19 protein-coding genes and 1 pseudogene are annotated in these 21,140 nt (G+C 62.3%); 13 read left to right on the top strand and 7 right to left on the bottom strand.

Annotated features, from left to right (window positions below; genetic code table 11):
- Positions 1-19: 19 nt before the first annotated feature.
- The 3 genes from DFR38_RS02125 to DFR38_RS20875 are packed head-to-tail and all read right to left on the bottom strand — an operon-like array spanning position 20 to position 2,749.
- Positions 20-868 carry a mechanosensitive ion channel domain-containing protein gene (locus DFR38_RS02125; RefSeq protein WP_110312930.1) on the bottom strand — a complete coding sequence of 283 codons (849 nt, stop codon included), beginning with the start codon at positions 866-868 and terminating at the stop codon, positions 20-22.
- A gap of 16 nt (positions 869-884) precedes the next feature.
- The gene (locus DFR38_RS02120) at positions 885-2,495 is read right to left on the bottom strand and encodes a peptide chain release factor 3 (protein WP_059287027.1); all 1,611 of its coding nucleotides are present in this window, start codon (positions 2,493-2,495) and stop codon (positions 885-887) included.
- Between the two features lie 35 nt (positions 2,496-2,530).
- Positions 2,531-2,749, bottom strand: a complete 219-nt coding sequence (locus tag DFR38_RS20875; protein WP_059287028.1) for a hypothetical protein — start codon at positions 2,747-2,749, stop codon at positions 2,531-2,533.
- On the opposite strand from DFR38_RS20875, the gene DFR38_RS02115 reads away from it, so the two are divergent.
- From DFR38_RS02115 to DFR38_RS02080, 8 genes are all read left to right on the top strand, one after another.
- Positions 2,748-3,362, top strand: a complete 615-nt coding sequence (locus DFR38_RS02115; protein ID WP_059287029.1) for a riboflavin synthase — start codon at positions 2,748-2,750, stop codon at positions 3,360-3,362. The genes DFR38_RS20875 and DFR38_RS02115 overlap by 2 nt on opposite strands.
- A 176-nt stretch (positions 3,363-3,538) precedes the next feature.
- Positions 3,539-4,645, top strand: a complete 1,107-nt coding sequence (gene ribBA / locus DFR38_RS02110; protein WP_059287030.1) for a bifunctional 3,4-dihydroxy-2-butanone-4-phosphate synthase/GTP cyclohydrolase II — start codon at positions 3,539-3,541, stop codon at positions 4,643-4,645.
- Between the two features lie 96 nt (positions 4,646-4,741).
- On the top strand, positions 4,742-5,209 hold the full coding sequence (ribH, locus tag DFR38_RS02105; protein ID WP_059287031.1) for a 6,7-dimethyl-8-ribityllumazine synthase: 468 nt from the start codon (positions 4,742-4,744) through the stop codon (positions 5,207-5,209).
- Positions 5,210-5,258: 49 nt separating this feature from the next.
- Positions 5,259-5,705: a transcription antitermination factor NusB gene (nusB, locus tag DFR38_RS02100; protein WP_059287032.1), complete on the top strand. Its 447-nt coding sequence runs from the start codon at positions 5,259-5,261 to the stop codon at positions 5,703-5,705.
- A 260-nt stretch (positions 5,706-5,965) separates the two neighbouring features.
- A complete protein-coding gene (gene thiL, locus DFR38_RS02095; RefSeq protein ID WP_110312929.1) occupies positions 5,966-6,922 on the top strand; it encodes a thiamine-phosphate kinase in 957 nt (318 codons plus the stop codon).
- A complete protein-coding gene (locus DFR38_RS02090; RefSeq protein ID WP_059287649.1) occupies positions 6,906-7,421 on the top strand; it encodes a phosphatidylglycerophosphatase A family protein in 516 nt (171 codons plus the stop codon). The genes thiL and DFR38_RS02090 overlap by 17 nt, the downstream gene beginning before the upstream one ends.
- A 21-nt stretch (positions 7,422-7,442) precedes the next feature.
- Positions 7,443-8,324 (top strand): KPN_02809 family neutral zinc metallopeptidase, encoded by an 882-nt coding sequence (ypfJ, locus tag DFR38_RS02085; RefSeq protein WP_059287650.1) that lies wholly within the window; start codon positions 7,443-7,445, stop codon positions 8,322-8,324.
- Positions 8,325-8,506: 182 nt separating this feature from the next.
- A complete protein-coding gene (locus DFR38_RS02080; protein ID WP_103524561.1) occupies positions 8,507-8,857 on the top strand; it encodes a hypothetical protein in 351 nt (116 codons plus the stop codon).
- Positions 8,858-8,915: 58 nt separating this feature from the next.
- On the opposite strand, the gene DFR38_RS02075 is transcribed toward DFR38_RS02080, so the two are convergent.
- The 4 genes from DFR38_RS02075 to DFR38_RS02060 all read right to left on the bottom strand — a co-directional run bounded on the left by DFR38_RS02075 (position 8,916) and on the right by DFR38_RS02060 (position 13,437).
- Positions 8,916-10,181 (bottom strand): Hsp70 family protein, encoded by a 1,266-nt coding sequence (locus DFR38_RS02075; RefSeq protein ID WP_059286857.1) that lies wholly within the window; start codon positions 10,179-10,181, stop codon positions 8,916-8,918.
- Between the two features lie 508 nt (positions 10,182-10,689).
- On the bottom strand, positions 10,690-11,766 hold the full coding sequence (locus DFR38_RS02070) for an MBL fold metallo-hydrolase (protein WP_059286856.1): 1,077 nt from the start codon (positions 11,764-11,766) through the stop codon (positions 10,690-10,692).
- Between the two features lie 43 nt (positions 11,767-11,809).
- On the bottom strand, positions 11,810-12,808 hold the full coding sequence (locus tag DFR38_RS02065) for an aldo/keto reductase (RefSeq protein ID WP_059286855.1): 999 nt from the start codon (positions 12,806-12,808) through the stop codon (positions 11,810-11,812).
- 59 nt (positions 12,809-12,867) lie between these two features.
- Positions 12,868-13,437: a TetR/AcrR family transcriptional regulator gene (locus DFR38_RS02060; RefSeq protein WP_059286854.1), complete on the bottom strand. Its 570-nt coding sequence runs from the start codon at positions 13,435-13,437 to the stop codon at positions 12,868-12,870.
- Between the two features lie 226 nt (positions 13,438-13,663).
- Here DFR38_RS02060 and DFR38_RS02055 point away from each other — a divergent pair, with 226 nt between their 5' ends.
- The 5 genes and pseudogenes from DFR38_RS02055 to DFR38_RS02035 all read left to right on the top strand — a co-directional run bounded on the left by DFR38_RS02055 (position 13,664) and on the right by DFR38_RS02035 (position 21,010).
- Positions 13,664-14,560, top strand: a complete 897-nt coding sequence (locus DFR38_RS02055; protein WP_059286853.1) for a LysR family transcriptional regulator — start codon at positions 13,664-13,666, stop codon at positions 14,558-14,560.
- Positions 14,561-14,853: 293 nt separating this feature from the next.
- Positions 14,854-16,056: an efflux RND transporter periplasmic adaptor subunit gene (locus DFR38_RS02050; protein ID WP_059286852.1), complete on the top strand. Its 1,203-nt coding sequence runs from the start codon at positions 14,854-14,856 to the stop codon at positions 16,054-16,056.
- Between the two features lie 20 nt (positions 16,057-16,076).
- Positions 16,077-19,205, top strand: a pseudogene (locus DFR38_RS02045) (efflux RND transporter permease subunit); the annotation flags it as partial.
- Positions 19,206-19,331: 126 nt separating this feature from the next.
- The gene (locus tag DFR38_RS02040; RefSeq protein ID WP_110312927.1) at positions 19,332-20,810 is read left to right on the top strand and encodes an efflux transporter outer membrane subunit; all 1,479 of its coding nucleotides are present in this window, start codon (positions 19,332-19,334) and stop codon (positions 20,808-20,810) included.
- 17 nt (positions 20,811-20,827) lie between these two features.
- Positions 20,828-21,010, top strand: coding sequence for a hypothetical protein (locus DFR38_RS02035; protein WP_059286762.1), 183 nt, complete (start codon positions 20,828-20,830; stop codon positions 21,008-21,010).
- Positions 21,011-21,140: the final 130 nt, after the last annotated feature.

The following is a 21,140-nucleotide window of genomic DNA, read 5'->3' as shown; positions in this document are numbered from 1 at the left end:
TTGGAGTTCCAGCTCTAAATTATTTGGCCGGACTGTCCGGATAGCACTGCTCCATGAACTGGTGGATGATAGCCTGCTCGATACGTTGCCGTTCCTTGGCCGGAATGGCGATGCGCAAGATCAGCTGATAGCGTTTTTCATCCACCGCCTGCATGCCGATGCGCGGTTCCACCGATGGCGTGTCCACCAGATAGCGCTCGGCCATGCGCTCCATGTGCTCGCGCGCCGCCTCCACATGCTGCTGGCAGTGCTGCTCGGCAGCCTCCAGCAGCAGGCGCTGGGCGCGGGTGGGCGGGATGTGGTAGCCCATGGGGATGTTGATGATGTGCATCACATAATCGCCCATGTAGTTTTCCCGGATCACCGCATTGGACAGCAGCAGGCTGTTGGGAAAGGTCAGGGCGCGTCCGGTCATCTGGTGGGCATTGTGCTGCGGGCCGATCTCCATCACCGTGGTCGACAGCAGGCCGATGTCCACCACCCGGCCACGTATCGTTCCCACCTCGATATGGTCGCCCAGGCTATAGCTGTTGGAGGCATGGCGCACCACAAAGCCGGACACGCACAGGATCAGCTCCTTGGTGGCCAGGATCAGCGCGGCGGCAAAGGCCAGCATTGACACGGCGATGGTTTGCAGTTCTTCGGCCCAGATCATGCCGATGCCGGCCAGGCCGGAAATGAACAGCACATTGCGGGTGGAGACCGACCAGCGCCGTCTTTCCTCCACCGGCACGCTGACATTGCTGGACAGGATATGGCCTACCGCCAGCCGGATCAGCAGCAACACGGCGATCAGCATCAGCGAGCGCACGATCTCGTGAGAGTAATCGGTACGCAGCTGATGGATCAGCTGGAGCAGATCTTGCATGGCGGCGCGGGCCTTTCTAGTCGTTCAGCTTGACGGCGTGTTCACGGGTTTCGTGGAACACGATGTCCGGCCAGCGCTCTTGCGTCAGTTGCAGGTTGACGCGGTTGGGTGCCAGGTAAGCCAGGTTGCCGCCGGCATCGGTGGCGATATTCATCTGCAGGGTCTTGATGAATTCGTCCAGCTTTTTGCGGTCGTCGCAGGTAAACCAGCGTGCCGACCAGATGCTGGCCGATTCGAATACCGCATCCACGCTGTATTCTGCCGCCAGGCGGCTGGCCACCACTTCGTACTGCAGCACGCCGACCGCGCCCAGGATCAGGTCGCCGCCGCTGTGCGGCTTGAACACCTGTACCGCGCCTTCTTCACCCAGCTGTTGCAGGCCCTTTTGCAGCTGCTTGAGCTTGAGCGGGTTCTTGATGCGTACCGAGCGGAACAGCTCTGGCGCAAAGAAGGGGATGCCGGTAAAGGCCAGTTCTTCGCCTTCGGAAAAACTGTCGCCGATCTGGATATTGCCGTGGTTGGGAATGCCGATGATGTCGCCGGCAAAGGCTTCTTCGACGATTTCACGGTCGTGCGACATGAAGGTCACCACGCTGGAGGCCGAGATTTCCCGGTTCAGTCGCAGATGCTTCATCTTCATGCCACGTTCAAACTGGCCGGAGCATACGCGCAGGAAGGCGATGCGGTCGCGGTGCTTGGGGTCCATATTGGCCTGGATCTTGAACACGAAGCCGGAGAACTTGCCTTCGGTCGGGGCCACGTCACGCAGGGTGGCATCACGCTGCTGCGGAGCCGGGGCCCAGTTGATCAGGGCATCCAGAATCTCGCGCACGCCAAAGTTGTTGATGGCCGAGCCGAAGAATACCGGGGTCAGCTCACCGGCCAGGAATTCTTCCAGATTCCATTCATTGGAAGCGCCCTTGACCAGTTCGATCTCCATGCGCAGGCCTTCCATTTCCAGCGGGAACAGTTCGTCCAGGCGCGGGTTGTCGATGCCCTTGATCACTTCGATGTCGGTGATCAGCTTTTCGCTGCCGGCTTCGAACAGGATGACCTCATCGCTCAGCAGGCTGTATACGCCGCGGAAAGTCTTGCCCATGCCGATAGGCCAGGTGATCGGTGCGCAGCGGATCTTCAGCACGTTTTCCACTTCGTCCAGCAATTCCAGCGAATCGCGCACTTCACGGTCGTACTTGTTCATGAAGGTGACGATGGGGGTGTTGCGCAGGCGGCAGACATTCAGCAGCTTGATGGTCTGCTCTTCCACGCCCTTGGCGGCATCGATCACCATCAGGGCGCTGTCCACGGCGGTAAGCACGCGGTAGGTGTCTTCGGAGAAGTCCTGGTGACCCGGGGTGTCCAGCAGGTTGACCGTGTGGTCGCGATAATCGAACTGCATCACCGACGAGGCCACGGAGATGCCGCGCTGCTTTTCGATTTCCATCCAGTCCGAGGTGGCAAACTTGCCGCCCTTCTTGCCCTTTACCGTGCCGGCCATCTGGATGGCGCCCGAAAACAGCAACAGCTTTTCGGTCAGCGTGGTTTTACCGGCGTCAGGGTGGGAAATGATGGCGAAGGTGCGGCGGCGCGCCACTTCCTCGGCAATGCGGGACAATTCTGCGGACATGGAGTAGGAACAGGCTTGATAAGAAGGCGGTGATTTTACAGGATAGCGGCGCGCAACAAAACCTCGCAGGCTGCAAATTTCTGCCAGTGTTTTGACAAAAGCTTTTCTTTTGACATCAGCAAGATAGCTTGGCCGTGGTAAGCGGGCTGGCTGCCGGGGCTTGCAAGCGGGTCGGCACTGGGCGGCGATTTGGTTATCATGGGTGTTTTGCCGGCTGCATCGCCAGCCGGGCGGGCCAGAACAGGAGCAAGCATGTTTACCGGTATCGTGCAGGGGATGGCCGAGGTGGTGGCCATCGAGGAAAAACAGGATTTCCGTCGGCATGTGCTGCGGCTGCCGCCGTCCATGCTGGGCGGCATCGAGCTGGGGGCGTCAATTGCCCATAACGGCTGCTGCCTGACCGTGACCGAGGTCAGTGACGACCTGGTGGCCTTTGACCTGATGGCCGAAACGCTGCGCCTGACCAATCTGGGCGCGCTGCAGGTGGGCGACAGGGTCAATGTCGAGCGGGCTGCAAGGTTTGGTGACGAAATCGGCGGCCATGCCATGTCCGGCCATATCATCTGCCTGGCGCGGGTGGATGAGATCATCCGCACGCCCAACAACTGCACGGTGTGGTTCACGCTGCCGCCAGAGTTTGCCAAGTACCTGTTTGCCAAGGGCTATATCGGTATTGATGGCTGCAGTCTGACCATAGGCAGCGTCGAAGGCAGCCGTTTTTGCGTGCACCTGATTCCGGAAACGCTGGAGCGCACCATCATCCAGTTCCGCCAGGTGGGCGACGCCATCAATATCGAGGTCGATCCGCAAACCCAGGCCATTGTCGATACCGTGGAGCGGGTGCTGGCACAGCGCCAGGGTGTGTGAGCAGTCTGAAAAAAATGGTGAATCGGCTTGATAGGGTGCCGATTGCCTCCATGTTGTGAAAATACAGCGCGGGGCGGATGCCCCGTACACGGTCTGGGCAGGGTTGCCGCCAACCGTCAGAATTCGCAGTCTGCCCGGCCCGGCCGTGCAGCGCCTCTATATAAAGGATGTAGCAAATGGTTATTTCTCCGGTGCAGGACATCATTGCCGACATCAAGGCCGGCAAAATGGTGGTGCTGGCTGATGCGGAAGATCGCGAAAACGAAGGTGATATCGTGATGGCGGCCGAGTTCGTCACGCCGGAAGCCATCAATTTCATGGCCAAGCATGCGCGTGGCCTGATCTGCCTGACCCTGACCGAGCAGCGCTGCAAGCTGCTGGAACTGCCGATGATGGCCGCCAATAACGGCACCTCCTTCGGCACCAATTTCACCGTGTCCATCGAAGCGGCAGAAGGCGTGACCACCGGCATTTCCGCGGCGGATCGGGCGCGTACCGTGCAGGCAGCGGTGGCGCGCAATGCCAAGGCCAGCGACCTGGTGCAGCCGGGTCATATCTTCCCGCTCAAGGCACAAAATGGCGGCGTGCTGATCCGTGCCGGCCATACTGAGGCGGCTTGCGATCTGCCGATGCTGGCCGGGCTGGAGCCGGCCGGGGTGATCTGCGAAATCATGAACGACGACGGCACCATGGCGCGCATGCCGGAATTGCTGGAGTTTGCCAAGACCCACGGCCTCAAGGTGGGCACCATTGCCGACCTGATCCACTACCGCAGCCGTACCGAATCGCTGGTGGAAGAAGTGGGCCAGCGTCCGGTGGAAACGCCGTTTGGCGCTTTCGACTTGCATGTCTTCCGCGATGTCACCACCCGCGAAACCCATCTGGCGCTGGTCAAGGGCCAGCTGGACGAGGCAAAGGAAACGCTGGTGCGTGTACACGAGCCGCTGTCCATCATGGATGTGCTGGACCCGACTTCGCGCCCGCACTCCTGGACGGTGCCGGGCGCGCTGGAAGCCATCGATGAAGCCGGCAAGGGCGTGGTCATCCTGCTGTATCGCGATGAAACCGGCGACGACCTGCTGCAGCGGGCGCTGGGACAGAATGTGAAACGCTCGCCCTGGGACGGCAAGACCTTCGGTGTCGGTGCGCAAATGCTCAAGGCGCTGGGCGTGGGCAAGATGAAGCTGATGTCGCCGCCCTTGAATGTACCGTCGATGGCTGGTTTTAATCTCGAAGTCACCGGCTTTTGCCAGCCGGAACACTTTCATATCGAAATCGGTTAAAATAACCGGTTTTCCGTCATGACTCCCCCTGGGGGCCGGTAGTTGCCGGTCGCGCAGGGGGCTTATCTGATCCGAATTTCAGCAGCGAGGACTCCCATGCTTGAAGCTATCCAGCGCATTTCTTCCGATTTTAACGGTCGCGGCCTCAAGGTCGGCATCGTCCAGGCGCGTTTTACCGAGGAAGTGTGCCATGGCCTGCGCGACGCCTGCCTGGCCGAGCTGAAGGTGCTGGGGGTGGCCGCGGAAGACGTGGTGCTGGCCACGGTGCCGGGGGCGCTGGAAGTGCCGCTGGTGCTGCAAACCATGGCCAAGAGCGGCAAGTTCGATGCGCTGGTGGCGCTGGGTGCCATCATCCGTGGCGAAACCTACCACTTCGAACTGGTTTCCAATGAGTCCGGCGCCGGCGTCACCCGCGTGGGTCTGGATTTCGACATCCCCATTGCCAACGCCATCCTCACCACCGAAAACGACGAACAGGCCGAAGTGCGCATGCTGGAAAAAGGCCGCGACGCAGCACGCGTTGCGGTGGAAATGGCCAATCTGCATAAAACGCTGCGCGGTTGATCATCCCTTGGGGATGATGCCGCTCACTTGTTCTTTTTAGGAAACCGACATGAAAACCGCCCGTCGCCGTGCCCGCGAATTTGCCGTTCAGGGCATTTATGAATGGGAACTGAATCCGGATCGTCCGGCTTCGCTGATTGAAAAACACCTGCGCGAAAACGAATACTTCGCCAAGGCGGACGAAACCCTGTTTCGCGCCGTGCTGTACGGTGTGCTGAAAGATGTTGCCGTGCTGTCCGGTCGCATTCGTCCCTATTACGAACGCAACGAAGAAGAAGTCAGCCCGGTGGAACGCGCCGTGCTGCTGATGGCGGCGCTGGAACTGACCCAGCACCCGGAAACGCCGTACCCGGTGATCATCAATGAAGCCATCGAGATCACCAAGACTTTCGGTGGTACCGACGGCCACAAATTCGTCAACGGCGTGCTGGACAAGCTGGCTGCCGATGTACGCGCCGACGAGGTTGCCTCGCAGCGTTCGCGTCGTCAAGGCTGATAATCTTGCTGCATGAAACTGACACCCGCCACGGCGGGTGTCAGTTTGTTGACGCCCCTCTCGCTTTCCGAAAGGAAAGCGAGGCTCCCTTGCAGGGCAAGGGCGGGGGGATTGGGATTAGATGAGAGGGCTGCGAAAGCAATAAGTTAATCGAAAGGCCCGGCTTTGCCGGGTCCAGTGCAATCGCACCAAATAACTTTGTCAGCAGCCTGACACCCGCTACGGCGGGTGTTTTTGCATGAGGGCCCGGAGTTGACGCAATGAATGAATTTGAACTGATCCGCCACTATTTCACCCGCGCTGCACCATCGGCCGTGCTGGGGGTGGGCGATGATGCTGCCATCCTGCGTCCCACGCCGGGCCAGGACCTGCATGTGTCGGTAGACATGCTGGTGGAAGGGCGGCATTTTTTTGCCGATGTCAGCCCGCAGGCACTGGGGCACAAGACGCTGGCGGTGAATCTGTCCGATATGGCGGCAATGGGCGCCCGCCCGCGCTGGGCTTTTCTGGCGCTGGCCCTGCCCGAGGTGGATGAAGCCTGGGCACAGGGTTTCAGCCGTGGGCTGTTCGCCCTGGCCGAGCAGTACGGTGTGGACTTGGCCGGTGGCGACACCACACGCGGGCCGTTGACCCTGTCCATCACCATCATGGGCGAAACGCCGCAGGGCCAGGCACTGCGGCGCGATGCAGCCCGCCTGGGCGACGATGTCTGGGTCAGTGGCGAATTGGGCCTGGGTGCCATTGCCGTGGCACAACGGCTGGGGCGCTTGCCGGCTGCTGCCGTGTCGGATGATGTGCTGGCGGCCTGCCAGTGCCGGCTGGATTTTCCGGTGCCACGGCTGGAACTGGGCCAGGCCCTGCTGGGCGTGGCGCATGCTGCGGCCGATGTGTCGGACGGGCTGCTGGCCGATCTGGGGCATATACTGGCCGCCTCGGGCGTGGCGGCGGAAATCTGGGCGGACAGCCTGCCATCCTTGTCGCCGCTGGAGGCAGAGCGAGCACGCTGGCTGGAGTTTCTGGCAGCCGGTGGTGATGATTACGAATTGTGCTTCACTGCGCCGCAGGCGGCACGCGAGGCGGTGCTGGCCGCAGCGACGCAGGCGGGCTGCCGGGTGACACGTATCGGCCGTATCGTGGCGGGCAGTGGCGCACGCCTGCTGGATGCCACCGGCCAGACAATTGCATTGGACAGGGCGGGTTATGACCACTTCGCATAAACAGGCGCCGGCCTTTCGCCCGGACTGGGCTTTTCTGCGCCGGCATCCGGCGTATCTGCTGGCTTTCGGCTTTGGTAGCGGTCTGGCGCGCAAGGCGCCGGGCACCTGGGGCACACTGGTGGCTTATCCGCTGTTTTTCCTGCTGCACGCCCTGGGAGTGGGCAGCCTGGGGCTGACCTTGTTGTGCCTGCCCTTGTTTGTGCTGGGGGTGTGGGTGTGTCAGGTAACCGGTGATGCACTGGGGGTGCACGACTACGGCGGCATCGTCTGGGACGAGGTGGTGGCCATGCTGCTGGTGCTGGCGTATGCCCCGGCCAGTTGGGCAGGATGGCTGCTGGCCTTTGTGCTGTTCCGGCTGTTTGATATTCTCAAGCCATGGCCGATTGCCTGGTTTGATCGCCGGGTACATGGCGGTTTTGGCGTGATGCTGGATGACATCATCGCCGCACTGTTTGCCCTGCTGGTGCAGGCGCTGCTGGCGGGCTACCTGCCGGCCTGATTCGACACAAGGAGAGCTGGCATGCGTTGGGATGGCAATCGGGAAAGCGATAATGTGGAAGACCGTCGCGATGAGGCTGGCGCCTCCCCCGGTTTCAGTCTGGGTGGCGGCAGTATCGGTCTGGGGACGATTGCCATTGGCCTGGTGGCCTGGCTGGTGTTCGGGGCCAATCCCTTGCAGGTGATTTCTGCGCTGACCGGTGGTGGGCATCAGCAAGTCCAGACCCGGCCGCAGCAGCCCAGGGTGCATTCTGCTGAAGAAGAACGCGAGGCCAGGCTGGTACGGGTGGTGCTGGCGGATACCGAGGATGTGTGGGGACAGATTTTCCAGCAGCGCGGTGCCAGCTACCAGCAGCCCAAGCTGGTGTTGTTCAGCAATAGCACGCCCACTGCCTGTGGTCAGGGCGAGTCGGCCATGGGGCCGTTTTATTGCCCGGCCGATCGCAAGGTGTATATCGACCTGGCTTTCTATCGCACGCTGAATCAGCAACTGGGCGCACCGGGCGAGTTTGCCGAGGCCTATGTGATTGCGCATGAGGTCGGCCACCATGTGCAAAACCTGCTGGGCATTTCCGCCAAGGTGGATGCCCTGCGGCGCCAGTCCAGCGAACGCAAGGCCAATGCCTTGTCGGTACGGCTGGAATTGCAGGCCGACTGCTTTGCCGGGGTGTGGGGCAATCATGCCGACAAGGCGCGGCATATCCTCGAGGGGGGTGATCTGGAATCGGCGCTGAATGCAGCTTCGAAAATCGGTGACGATACCTTGCAGCGCTCTGCCGGCCGCGCCGTGGTGCCGGATAGCTTTACCCATGGCAGCAGCGCGCAGCGGGTGCGCTGGTTCAAGCGCGGCTTCGACAGTGGTGATATCGCTCAGTGCGATACCTTTGCCGCCAATCCACTCTAGGGCGCTCTATCCAACCCGTGATGCATGGGTGATCTGGTCCGCGCCGGCGCTCCCTGAGGGTGCGGATGTCTGGCTGGCTATGCGAAGCGACTAATTGCAAGGGCGGTAGGGGCGGTATGCCCCACCTGGCGCGGCTTTGTGGTATTCTTGCGCCCCTCTTGATTGTGACCCGTCACCCATCCATGAAAGATCCCTGCGATCACTACACTTTCGACCTGATTGGCGGCGTGCAGAAAAAGCCCGGACGCAAGCCGCTGGGCGAGCGCGCCATGACGGTGGCCGAGCGCAAGCGCCGCAGCCGCGAGCAGCGCCGCAACCGCCTGCAGGAGCTGTCGGTAACGGTGGAGTTGAGTCGTGACGCGCAGAAGTCGCTGGACAAGATGATCGAGTGGTGGGGGGTAAGCAAGAAGGAAGCGATCAACCGCGCCCTGCAGATTGCCTGCCAGTCGCAGACCGGCCGTACCGGCATGCTGTTTGACCTCGACCTGCCGCCGGCGGCCACAAAAAAAGCCCCGCGCAAACGGCAGGGCTGATACGGTTCCGGATAATGCACAAAGGCTGCTCCACTGGGGCAGCCTTTTTGTTTGGGCATCAGCCGTAGCGTTTTTTCGCCTCGATGGCGAGACCGCTGCCGATGCTGCCAAACAGATTGCCCTCGACATGGTGGGCATTGGGCAGCAGTTGCTGCACGCACTGGCGCAGCGCGGGAACGCCGCTGGAGCCGCCGGTAAAGAAGACGGTGTCGATCTGGCTGGCGCTGATGCCGGCATCGGCCAGCAGGCTGCCGATGGTTTTGCCGATCTGCCCCAGCATGCCGTCGATGGTCTGGTTGAACTGCTCGCGCAGCAGTTCGGCATACAGTCCGTCTTCGATCAGGTCCAGCTCCAGGCGATGGCTGTCGCTGCCGGACAGGGCGATCTTGGCCTCTTCCACCTGCATGGCCAGCCAGTGGCCGGCACGTTCCTGGATCAGCTTGAACAGGCGGTCGAAAGCGCGCGGGTCTTCCACGTCACGATGAATGTCCTGCAGATCCATCCATGCCTTGCGGGTGTAGGCAAAGTTGATGGTGTGCCAGGTGGCCAGGTTGAAGTACTGTGCCGAGGGCATTTCGGCATTGTTGCGCAGGCGGCTCTTGAAGCCGAACAGCGGCATCACCCCGTGCAGGCTCAGCTGCTTGTCAAAGTCGGTGCCACCGATATGCACACCGCCGGTGGCCAGGATGTCGGCACGGCGGTCGTCCAGCAGGCGCCGTTCCGGCGACAGGCGCACCAGCGAAAAGTCCGAGGTGCCGCCGCCAATATCCACGATCAGCACCAGTTCTTCACGGGTGATGGAAGACTCGTAATCAAAGGCGGCAGCCAGCGGCTCGAACTGGAAGGAAATATCCTTGAAGCCCACCTGGCGGGCAATCTGCGCCAGGGTTTCTTCCGCCAGCGCATCGGCCTTGGGGTTGTCGTCGACAAAGAATACCGGGCGGCCCAGCACCACTTGTTCGAAGGGGCGGCCAGCGGCACGGTCGGCGCGCTGTTTTACCTCTTGGATGAACAGGGTAAGCAGGTGGCGAAATGGCAGGGCGCGGCCTTGTACCTCGGTCTGGCTGTCGATCAGGCTGCTGCCCAGCAGGCTTTTCAGCGAGCGCATCAGCCGGCCTTCGTAGCCTTCGGTGTATTCCAGCAGGGCGCGGCGGCCAAAGACCGAGTGGTCCTCTTCATAATTGAAAAAGACAACCGAGGGCAGGGTGATCTTGCCGTCTTCCAGCGGAATCAGGGTGTCTGCACCCGGGCGCAGCCAGCCAACCGTGGAATTGGAGGTGCCGAAGTCGATGCCGCATGCTTGCGCAGCGCTGCTAGTAGTCATTGATGCCATCCCGAAAAGCGAGGCGGGATGGTACGCGTAATGGCGCTTTTTGTGAAGGGCCGCGCAGGGCGCTTGTGGCATGTCGGACGGCTGGCCGGATAGCTGTTGACTTTTGCCGTGCGGAGGAGGTCGCAGCCTTGCTACTTGCTGTCCCTGCACTGGCATGGCCACCAGTAAATCATCGCTACCCAGCATTTATTGCTGGCCAGGACCACGTGCTGCTGATTGCTGTCTTTATTGGTCTTGAATTGCAGAGCCACTCACCGCGCGGCAGCTTCAATGTCTCAACTTCAATGTCTCAAACGGATAATGGCGAAAAATGCCCCCGCAGGACGGGGGCAATATGATGCCTTACCACGGCGGCGCCATGGTGGAAACAAGGCACAAGCCAATTCGGCATGCGGTGGACAGCCCTGCACCCATCGCATGGCGTGTATGCCATTGGTGAATGCTGGTCTGTCCCGGCCCCTGTAGGCAATCCTGCCCTTGGTCTCTGGATATCAACAAGCTACTTTGGCTTTGGCAGCAGCCGACAGTCCATCTTTGCTAGCCCGCGGCATTTGGTCTGGGTGTTGATCATTATTGTCGGCGATGGCCACCAGGCCTGCGTCTGTGCCGGGTGCAGGATATCCAGCCGCTCGCCAAAGCGTGGTGTGCGCAGGCAGACATCGTGCCGGGCGGCCAGGGTGCTGATGCGTTCCAGCGGCTCGGTCCAGCCATGCAAGGCCAGATCGAAAGTGCCGTTGTGGATGGGTACCAGCACTTTGCCACGCAGGTCGAGATGGGCTTGCAGGGTTTGCTCGGGGTGCATGTGCACATCGGCCCAGTCTTCGTTGTAGGCACCGTTTTCCAGCAGGGTGAGATCGAAAGGACCGTGGCGCAGGCCAATGTCACGGAAGCCATCGAAATAACCGCTGTCGCCACTGAAAAATACCCGGCTCTGGCTGCTGCCAATCACCCAGGATGCCCACAGGGTGCGGTTGCCATCCCGCAGGCCGCGCCCGGAAAAGTGCTGGGCCGGGGTGGCGGTGATGTGCAGTGGCCCGGCATCCACGCCTTGCCACCAGTCCAGCTGCTGGATTTTCTCCGCTGGAATACCCCAGGCTTGCAGGCGCTGGCCCACGCCCAGCGGGGTGACAAAACGGCGGGTTTTGTGCTGCAAGGCCAGCACGCTGGCGCGGTCCAGATGGTCGTAGTGATCGTGGGAAATGATCACCACGTCCAGTTGCGGCAACTCATCCAGCGCGATGGGCGGCGCATGGAAGCGCTTGGGGCCGATAAAGGAAAAGGGCGAGGCGCGCTGGCCGAACACCGGGTCGGTCAGCAGAAAAACACCATCCAGCTTGAGCAGTACGGTGGAATGCCCCAGTCGCCACAGGCTGTTGTCTGGCGCGGATGCCAGGTCGGCCGGGTGCAAGGGTAGCGGCTGGATGGGCCGGGCTGGTAGCGCATGGGGTGATTTGTCGGTAAAAAAGCGCAGCATGATGCGCAGGGTGTCGCGTAGCCCGCCCGCGCGGCGTGGCTGGGCGTTGCGGTAGCGGCCATTGCGTAGCAGGCTGCCGTCTTCTGTTGTCAGGGTGGGCATGGGCTTCTCTTTCGGGACGAAAATGATAGGGAGCGCCGCAGCTTCACGCGCAGCTTCTTGCCAGCTCGACCTGTGCTGCTGGCATCTGCTCCTGCGGCACAAACCAGTCCGGCAACAGCGGAGTGGGGGCGCTGGCGGCATCAAGTAGCAGCAATTCGGTGGCGGACAGTTGCAAGGTGGTGGCGTGCAGGGCCTCTGCGTGCTGCATGGCGCTGTTGAATGCCGGCACGATGCTGGAAACCGTATCGCGCGCCAGCAGCCATGAGAGGGCAATCTGCTTGGTGCTTGCCTGATGGCTGGCCGCAATGTCACGCATCAGCTCGGCCAGTCTGTGGTTGCTGCGCGGGCTGTCCGGGGCGGTGGCGCCGGTCAGGTAGCCCTGGGTGGGTAGCGCGCCCGCATTGCTGAACGGCATGCCTGCTGGTTGGGGCTTCACGATCAGGCCCAGGCCATAGCTTTGCAGCATGGGGATGGCTTCCCGTTCCGGACTGCGGGTATTCAGGGCGTAGTGCAGCTCGCCAAAACAGAAGGGCGCCCAGCCGTGACGCTGTTGCAATTCCAGTGCCTTGGCCGCCTTCCAGGCGGGCCAGTTGGCAAAGCCCAGATAACGGACTTTCCCGCTACGCACCATGTCGTCCAGCGTTTGCAGGGTTTCTTCCAGCGGCGTGTACGGGTCTTCATGTGGTACCACGCACAGGTCCAGCCAGTCGCTGCCCAGCCGTTTCATGCTTTGCTCGATGGACCACACCATATCGGCGCGCGACAGGCCGGGGTGGCTGTGGGTGCTGTTGCGCCGTGCACCAAGCCGGCTGCTGATCAGCACTTCGGCACGGCGCTTGCCCAGCGCCTTGGCCAGCAGGGATTCCGCCAGGCCATCCATGCAGCTGGTGGTATCGAACAGATTGATGCCTGCATCCAGTGCCTGGCCTATGCTGCGGGCGGCCTGTGGTGCAGCATCCGGGCAGGCCGGGTCTGGCCGCAGCGCTGCACAGGCCAGTCGGGAGAGGGTGGGGCCGCCAAGGCCCAGTCGCGCATAGTGCATGGCACATTCCTGTCGTGAGTACTCACTCATTTATCGAGCAAAAAATACAGCGCAATATTTCAGCGCACCGAGCCGGACCAGAACACCCGGAATCCGGCGCTTTTGTAGGCCTGGCCATTGGCCGGGTCCCGCACTACAAACTGGATGGTGGTTTCTGCCAGCGCCATGAATACGGCATCGGCAAAACCGCCGGGCAGGGCGGCAAGGCCGTTGTTGTCAGAGCAGGCCTGGGCGATGCATTTGATATCGGACAGCTGGCTTGCCACCGTGCTGCGGGTTTCTGCCGTTACCTTGTCCGATACCACCAGCTGGTTCAGCGTCTTGAAAAAGGACAGATTGCTGACGCCCCAGTCGATGTAGGCATCCCACAGTGCACGTACTTGTTCGTCCAGACTGTCGTGCACGGCCATGTGCTGGCGCAGCGCGGCAGCCAGGTCCAGCTTCAGGTGGGTGTAAAGCGCGTTGTACAGCACGTCCTTGGTGGCGAAATAGCGGAACAGCGTGCCTTCGGCCACGCCAGCACCACGGGCAATCGACGCAGTGGACGCACCCAGCCCCTGCGCAGCCATGATGGCGGCGGCAGATTCCAGCAGGGCGATGCGTTTTTCTTCACTGCGGGGGAGGGCCATGGGTGGGGAAAGTAAGTGAGTAATTACTCATTCTAGCTGTGCGCATCTGTCACAGGCAAGTGCGCTGCACGGCTGGCGGGAGATGTGTTGCGGCAATGGTCTGGCTGGCCGCTGTCGCTGCTTGCCGGGCAAAGCAGGCCTGTCGCCGCTATCGCTGGCAGAATCTGCTGGCGTATTGCGGCAGTTTGCAAAATAATGCGCCAGTTTGCATGAGATTATTTCAATAATGGCCCGCGAAAACCTGAATGATCTGCGCACCTTTGTCCTGGTCGCCCGCGAGGGCAGCTTTACCCGCGCGGCGGCCAAGCTGGGCGTGTCGCCCTCGGCGGTGAGCCACACCATGCGCGCGCTGGAGGAAAGCATGGGCATGCGTCTGGTGACCCGTACCACGCGCAGTGTGGCGCTGACCACCGCTGGCGAGCAGGTGCTGGCCATTTTTGCCCCCCGGCTGGACGAAATCGAAGCCGAGCTGTCGGTGCTGCGCGAGCAGCGTGACAAACCGGCCGGCACCATCCGCATTACCGCAACGGACTTTGCCGCCGAGCAATACCTGCTGCCCAAGCTGGCGCAGCTCTTGCCGGACTACCCGGATGTGCAGGTGGAGCTGTCCATCGACTACGGGCTGACTGATATCGTGGCGCAGCGCTTTGATGCCGGTATCCGTTTTGGCGACCAGGTGGCGCGCGACATGATTGCCGTGCGCATCAGCCCGGATATCCAGACCACCGTGGTGGCCGCACCGGCCTATTTTGCCCGCCACGGCGTTCCCGCCCACCCGCGTGACCTCACCGAGCACAACTGCATCAGCTTGCGCCTGCCCACCTATGGTGGGCTGTATGCCTGGGAGTTTGCCCAGGGCGAGCACAAGTTTTCCATTCGTGTCGATGGCCAGCTCATCATCAACACCCTGCCGCAGATGCTGAATGCCGCGCTGGCCGGCATGGGCATAGCCTACATCACCCGCGACTATGTGCAGCCTTATCTGGCCGATGGACGGCTGCAGGAAGTGCTGCAACCCTGGTGTGCAATGTTTCCCGGTTTTCATCTCTACTACCCCAGCCGTCGCCAGTCCTCCCGTGCGCTGATGCTGCTGGTGGATGCCTTGCGCTACCAAGCCAGCTAGGCACAACTCTTCCCGTCACGCATGACCCTCATGCAGCTTGCGCAGCTATTGATGAATTTATCTCACAATGGCATGCATCAAATTGCATCTAGTTCAGCAAAATGCCAGCTGATACATTTGCGTCCCTGATCTGGCGGTGAATACCCGGCTGGCATGTGCCGGCCGTCGTGCTTTGTTCACCCGACAACAAGACAGTGCCGTAGCGGCCAGCCCGCACAGGCACTGCGTCGCCTTACCTGACCGGTCACGCGCCCTGCGCTGACCATCTGTGCTGACCTTACGGAACCAAATATATGAACCCACCGCTCAAGGGCCGGCGACCGCTGGCCGTGACTGCCATTTCCTTTGCCGTGCTGGCTGCCATTGGTGCTGCTGGCTGGCTGGGCCTGCACAGCCAGGCCGTGCGCGCGGATGCCCCGGCTGCCGCCAGCCAGGCTGTCCCCGTTTCTGCTGCCTTGCTGGTGTCGCAGGAGGTCAGCAGCTGGCAGGATTTTTCCGGCCGCCTGGAGGCGGTGGAACGGGTGGAACTGCGCTCGCGCGTGGCCGGTGCCATCCAGTCCGTGCATTTTCGTGAGGGTGCGCTGGTCAAGGCCGGCGACCTGTTGGTGACTATCGACCCTGCGCCGTATCAGGCTGAAGTGGACCGTGCTGCTGCGCAGGTGGCCGCCGCCCAGTCCCAGCTGGTGTTTGCTCGCAGCGAGCAGGAACGCGCCAACCGCATGCTGGCCGACCACGCCATTGCCCAGCGCGATGCCGACGAGCGCAACAATGCCGCCCGCGCCGCCGATGCCAACCTGAAGGCCGCGCAGGCTGCCTTGCAAACCGCACGGTTGAACCTGGGCTACACCGCCATTCGCGCGCCGGTATCCGGCCGGGTGGGCAAGCTGTTGGTGACCACCGGCAATCTGGTATCGGCCGGGCCGGACTCGCCGGTGCTCACCACCCTGGTGTCGGTGAACCCGGTGTACGCCAGCTTTGATGCCGACGAAGAAACCGTGAACAAGGCACTGGCCGAGCTACCGGACGCCGGTGCTGCCCGTGCGCGGCTGGGCGATATTCCGCTGCAGGTGGCCACCAGCACGGCGCAGACCTTCCCGGCCAAGCTGCAACTGGTGGACAACCAGGTGGATGGCAAGAGCGGCACGGTCAAACTGCGCGCCACGGTGGATAACCGCGACGGCGTGCTGATTCCCGGCCAGTTCGTGCGTATCCGGCTGGGGCAGGCCAAGCGTCATCCGGCGCTGCTGCTGAACGAGCAGGCCATCGGCACGGATCAGGACAAACGCTATGTGATGGTGATCGACAAGGACAGCAAGGCGCGCTACCGCCAGGTGCAGCTGGGCGCCAGTGTCGATGGCCTGCGCATTGTCACCGCCGGCTTGCATGCCGGTGAACGGGTGATTGTCGACGGTCTGCAAAAAGTGCAGCCCGGCGCAGCGGTCGCGCCGCACATGGTGCCGATGCAGCCCCCGGCCACTGCGGCGGCCAATAGCTGATTTCCACGCGAAAGACATTCATGAACCTATCCAAATTCTTCATCGACCGCCCGATTTTTGCCGGGGTGCTGTCGCTGCTGATTTTCCTGGCCGGCCTGCTGTCCTTGCGGGTGTTGCCGATTTCGGAATACCCGGAAGTGGTGCCGCCGCAAATCATCGTGCGGGCGCAGTTTCCCGGAGCCAACCCCAAGGTGATTGCCGAATCGGTGGCCACGCCGCTGGAAGAAGCCATCAATGGCACTGAAGGCATGCTGTACATGAGCAGCCAGGCCACCACCGATGGCCTGATGACGCTGACGGTGACTTTCCAGATCGGCACCGACCCGGACAAGGCGCAGCAACTGGTACAAAACCGCGTGGCGCAGGCCGAACCGCGCCTGCCGGAAGACGTGCGCCGCCTGGGCCTGACCACAATCAAGAGCAGCCCGGACCTGACGCTGGTGGTGCACCTGCTGTCGCCCAATGGCCGCTACGACATGACCTATCTGCGCAACTACGCCATTCTCAATGTGCGCGACCGGCTGGCACGTATCAACGGCGTGGGGCAGGTGGGGCTGTACGGTGCGGGCGATTATTCCATGCGTATCTGGCTGGACCCGCAAAAAGTAGCCATGCATGGCTTGTCGGCCAGCGAGGTGGTGACTGCGATCCGCGAACAGAACGTGCAGGCTGTGGCCGGTAGCGTCGGTGCTTCGCCCAGCGCCAAGGGCATCCAGCTGCAATTCCCGATCAACGCGCAGGGCAGCCTGCAAACCGAGCAGGAATTCGGCGACATCATCGTCAAGACCGGTGCAGATGGTGCGGTAACGCGCCTGCGTGAGCTGGGTCGCATCGAGCTGGGTGCGTCGGAATACGCCTTGCATTCCACGCTGGACAACAAGGCGGCAGTGGCCATTCCGGTATCGCAAGCCCCTGGCTCCAATGCCTTGCAGATTTCCGACCAGGTGCGTGCCACCATGGCCGAGCTGAAGAAAGCCATGCCGGAAGGGGTGGACTACGCCATCGACTACGACCCCACCCAGTTTGTACGGGCGTCGATCGAATCGGTAGTGCATACCTTGCTGGAGGCCATCGCGCTGGTGGTGCTGGTGGTGATCCTGTTCCTGCAAACCTGGCGCGCCTCGCTGATTCCGCTGCTGGCAGTACCGGTGTCCATTATCGGCACTTTTGCGGTGATGCACGGCTTTGGCTTCACCATCAACACCCTGTCCTTGTTTGGCCTGGTGCTGGCCATCGGCATTGTGGTGGATGACGCCATCGTGGTGGTGGAAAACGTGGAGCGCAATATCGAGGCCGGGCTGGACCCGCGGGCAGCCTCCTACCGCGCCATGCGTGAAGTCTCCGGCCCCATCATCGCCATTGCGCTGGTGCTGGTGGCGGTATTCGTACCGCTGGCCTTCATCGGCGGCCTCAGTGGCATGTTCTACAAGCAGTTTGCGTTGACCATTGCCATTTCCACGGTGATTTCCGCCATCAACTCGCTGACGCTGTCGCCGGCGCTGGCCGCCTTGCTGCTGCAACGTCACGATGCGCCGCAAGACTGGCTGACCCGTCAGATGGATCGCTGGCTGGGTGGTTTCTTCGACCGCTTCAACAGCCTGTTCAATCGCGGTGCCACCCGCTATAGCCAGGGCGTGAAGCAGGCCATCAGCCGCAAGTTTGTCATGCTGGCCATCTATGCCGGGCTGGCCGCGCTGACGGCGGGCTTGTTCCACAGCATTCCGGGTGGCTTTGTGCCGGTACAGGACAAGCAATACCTGATCGGCTTTGCCCAGTTGCCGGACGGTGCCACGCTGGACCGCACCGACGCGGTGATTCACCGCATGAGCGATATCGCGCTGAAGATTCCCGGCGTGGAGCACGCCATTGCCTTCCCCGGCCTGTCGATCAACGGTTTCACCAATAGTGCCAACTCCGGCATCGTGTTTGTCACCCTCAAGCCGTTTGCAGAACGGCAGGGCAAGGACATGAGCGCCAATGCCATTGCCGGTGCGATGAATGCCGAATTTGGCAAGTTGCAGGATGCCTTTGTGGTGATGTTCCCGCCGCCGCCGGTACAGGGGCTGGGCACCACCGGTGGTTTCAAGCTGCAACTGGAAGACCGTGGCGGCCTGGGTTACGAGGCGATGGACAAGGCAGTGAAGGCCTTCATGGCCGGTGCGGCCAAGGCACCGGAACTGGCCGGCCTGTATACCAGCTACCAGTTGAATGTGCCGCAGCTGCTGGCTGATCTGGACCGCAGCAAGGCCCAGCAGTTGGGGGTGAAGGTGACCGACGTGTTCAACACCATGCAGATTTATCTGGGCAGCCTGTACGTCAACGACTTCAACAAGTTTGGCCGTACCTACACCGTGCGGGTGCAGGCGGATGCTGATTTCCGCGCAAGGCCAGAGGATGTGGGCCAGCTGCAGGTGCGTTCGGCCAACGGCAGCATGGTGCCGCTGTCGGCCCTGCTCAAGGTCAAGCCCAGCTTCGGGCCGGAACGGGCCATGCGTTACAACGGCTTTTTGGCGGCCGACATCAACGGCGGTGCCGCCCCCGGCTATTCCAGCGGACAGGCACAGGAAGCCGTGGCACGGGTAGCGGCCCAAACCCTGCCGCCGGGCATTGGCTACGAGTGGACCGAGCTGACCTATCAGGAAATCCTGGCGGGCAATTCCGGCAGCTGGGTATTCCCCATTGCCATCCTGCTGGTGTTCCTGGTGTTGGCGGCACAGTACGAAAGCCTGGCGCTGCCGCTGGCCATTATCCTGATTGTGCCGATGGCCTTGCTGGCGGCCATGGCCGGGGTGTGGCTGAGCCACGGCGACAACAATGTGTTCACCCAGATCGGCCTGGTGGTGCTGGTGGGCCTGAGTGCCAAGAACGCCATCCTGATTGTCGAGTTTGCCCGCGAACTGGAGTTTGCCGGACGCAGCCCGCTGCAGGCCGCCATCGAGGCCAGCCGCCTGCGCTTGCGCCCCATCCTGATGACCTCGATGGCCTTCATCATGGGTGTGTTGCCGCTGGTGCTGGCACATGGCGCCGGGGCTGAAATGCGCAATGCCATGGGCGTGGCGGTATTCAGCGGGATGATCGGTGTCACGGTATTCGGGCTGTTCCTCACCCCGGTGTTTTATGTGCTGATGCGCCGCCTGTCCGGCAACCGGCCACTGAAGCTGCACGGCCAGGTGCCGCACCTGGACCCGATTGCCCAGCCGCCCATGGGGCATGAGCACGGCCATGCACTGCACCCGGCTGTCCAGCACCACCATGTTGAATAAGGAAGCGGATTGATGATCAACAAAATCACCCTGGGCCTGTTGCTGGCGGCTGCGCTAAGCGCCTGCGCCACACCGCCCGCCATTGACGGCAGCCAGCTGCCGGCCACGCCGGCCAGCTACAAGAACCCGCCAGTGGCCACGCTGGCGGAGGGCAGCTGGACGCTGGCCGCACCCGCCGATGCCGCCACCCGTGGCGACTGGTGGCTGGCCTATCACGACAGCACGCTGAACCGGCTGATCGACAGCGCGCTGCAACACAATACCGACCTCGCCGCCGCGGCGGCCCGTCTGCAACAGGCCCGCGCCGCACTGGGCGTGGCCGATGCCGACCGCATGCCGCAGCTGGGCGTGAATATTGGCAGTGCGCGTGGCACGCAGGCCGGGGCCGGGCCGTCCGGCACCAACTTGCTGAACAGCAGCAACACCACGCCGGTGAAGCTGACCAGCGTCGGGGCCAATTTCAGCTATGAAATCGACCTGGCCGGTCGCCTGTCCGGTGCCAGCCGCGCCGCTGCGCTGGATGCCCAAGCCAGTGCCGCGCTGCTGCAAGGCAGCCGTCTGCTGATTGCCAGTCAGGTGGCACAGACTTACTTCAGCCTGCGCCTGCTCGACCAGCAACGCCAGCTGCTGCAAGACACCGTGCAGTCCTATGCCCGCACCGCACAGCTGACCCGCCAGCGCTATCAGGCCGGGGAGGAGTCCGGGCTGTCGCTGGCGCGCATCGAAGCCGACAGCGAAGCCACCCGCGCCCAGGCCATTGCGCTGGACCGCCAGCGTGCCCAGCTGGAAAACGCGCTGGCAGTGTTGCTGGGCCAGCCGGCGTCCGGCTTCCATCTGGAAGAAAGCAGCTGGAATGCCAGCCTGCCGCAGATTCCCGCCGGCTTGCCCGCAGCCATGCTGGCGCGTCGTCCCGATGTGGCAGCCGCCCAGCGCAAGCTGCTGGCCGCCCAGACCCGCGTCGGCGTGGCGCAAGCTGCCTGGTTTCCGGACCTGACGCTCACCTCGGCCGGTGGCTATGCCAGCTCGCAGCTGCGCGACATCTTCCGCTGGTCGGCCCGCGCCTGGTCGGTGGAAGGCCTGCTGTCCTTGCCGCTGCTGGATGGCGGCCGCCGTCAGGCACTGCTGGGTTCAGCCCGTGCCGACATGGACGTGGCCATGGCCGATTATCGCCACAGCATTTTGCAGTCACTGGCCGAGGTGGAGGATTCGCTCAGCGACATCCGCCTGCTGGCGCAGCAGGAGGCCGCCCAGCAGCAAGCAGTGGACAGCGCAGCCCGCGCCAGTGCGCTGGCCGACTCGCGCTATCGCAACGGCCAGACCGGTCAGCTGGAGCTGCTGGACGCCCAGCGCAGCGAGCTGAGCATCCGGCGTCAGGCCTTGAGCATCCGCCAGGACCGTTACCTGGCCTCGCTCAGCCTGATCCGCGCGCTGGGCGGCAGCTGGGATAACAGCGCCGGCCAGCCAACATCACCCAATCCGAAACCGATTTAAAATTCAAAGGAAACAGCATGAACAAATTCATCGCCCCCATCCTGTTGCTACTGGCATGCAGCAGCCAGGTTTTTGCGGCAGACAGCCCAGCTGCCAGTCAGGCGTCGGAACAGCATGCCCAGCGCAATGCCAATGATGCCTTCTGCACTGCCGGCACCCCATGCGAGGTAAACCGCCAGCGCGCGGGCGAGCATCACTGAGGGTTTGTTTGAGAAATAAAAAAGGCCATGCAGTGCATGGCCTTTTTTATTGATTGCGGCACTCAGCCAGAGTGCTTAGCCAACAGCTGCGCTACTTCAGCGCTGTGGGTGCATACCTACCATTCGGGCT

Source organism: Aquitalea magnusonii, assembly GCF_003202035.1.
Classification (GTDB): Bacteria; Pseudomonadota; Gammaproteobacteria; order Burkholderiales; family Chromobacteriaceae; genus Aquitalea; species Aquitalea magnusonii.
Note: the sequence above shows the minus strand (reverse complement) of the source record. Positions and strands in the feature narration are given on the sequence as shown.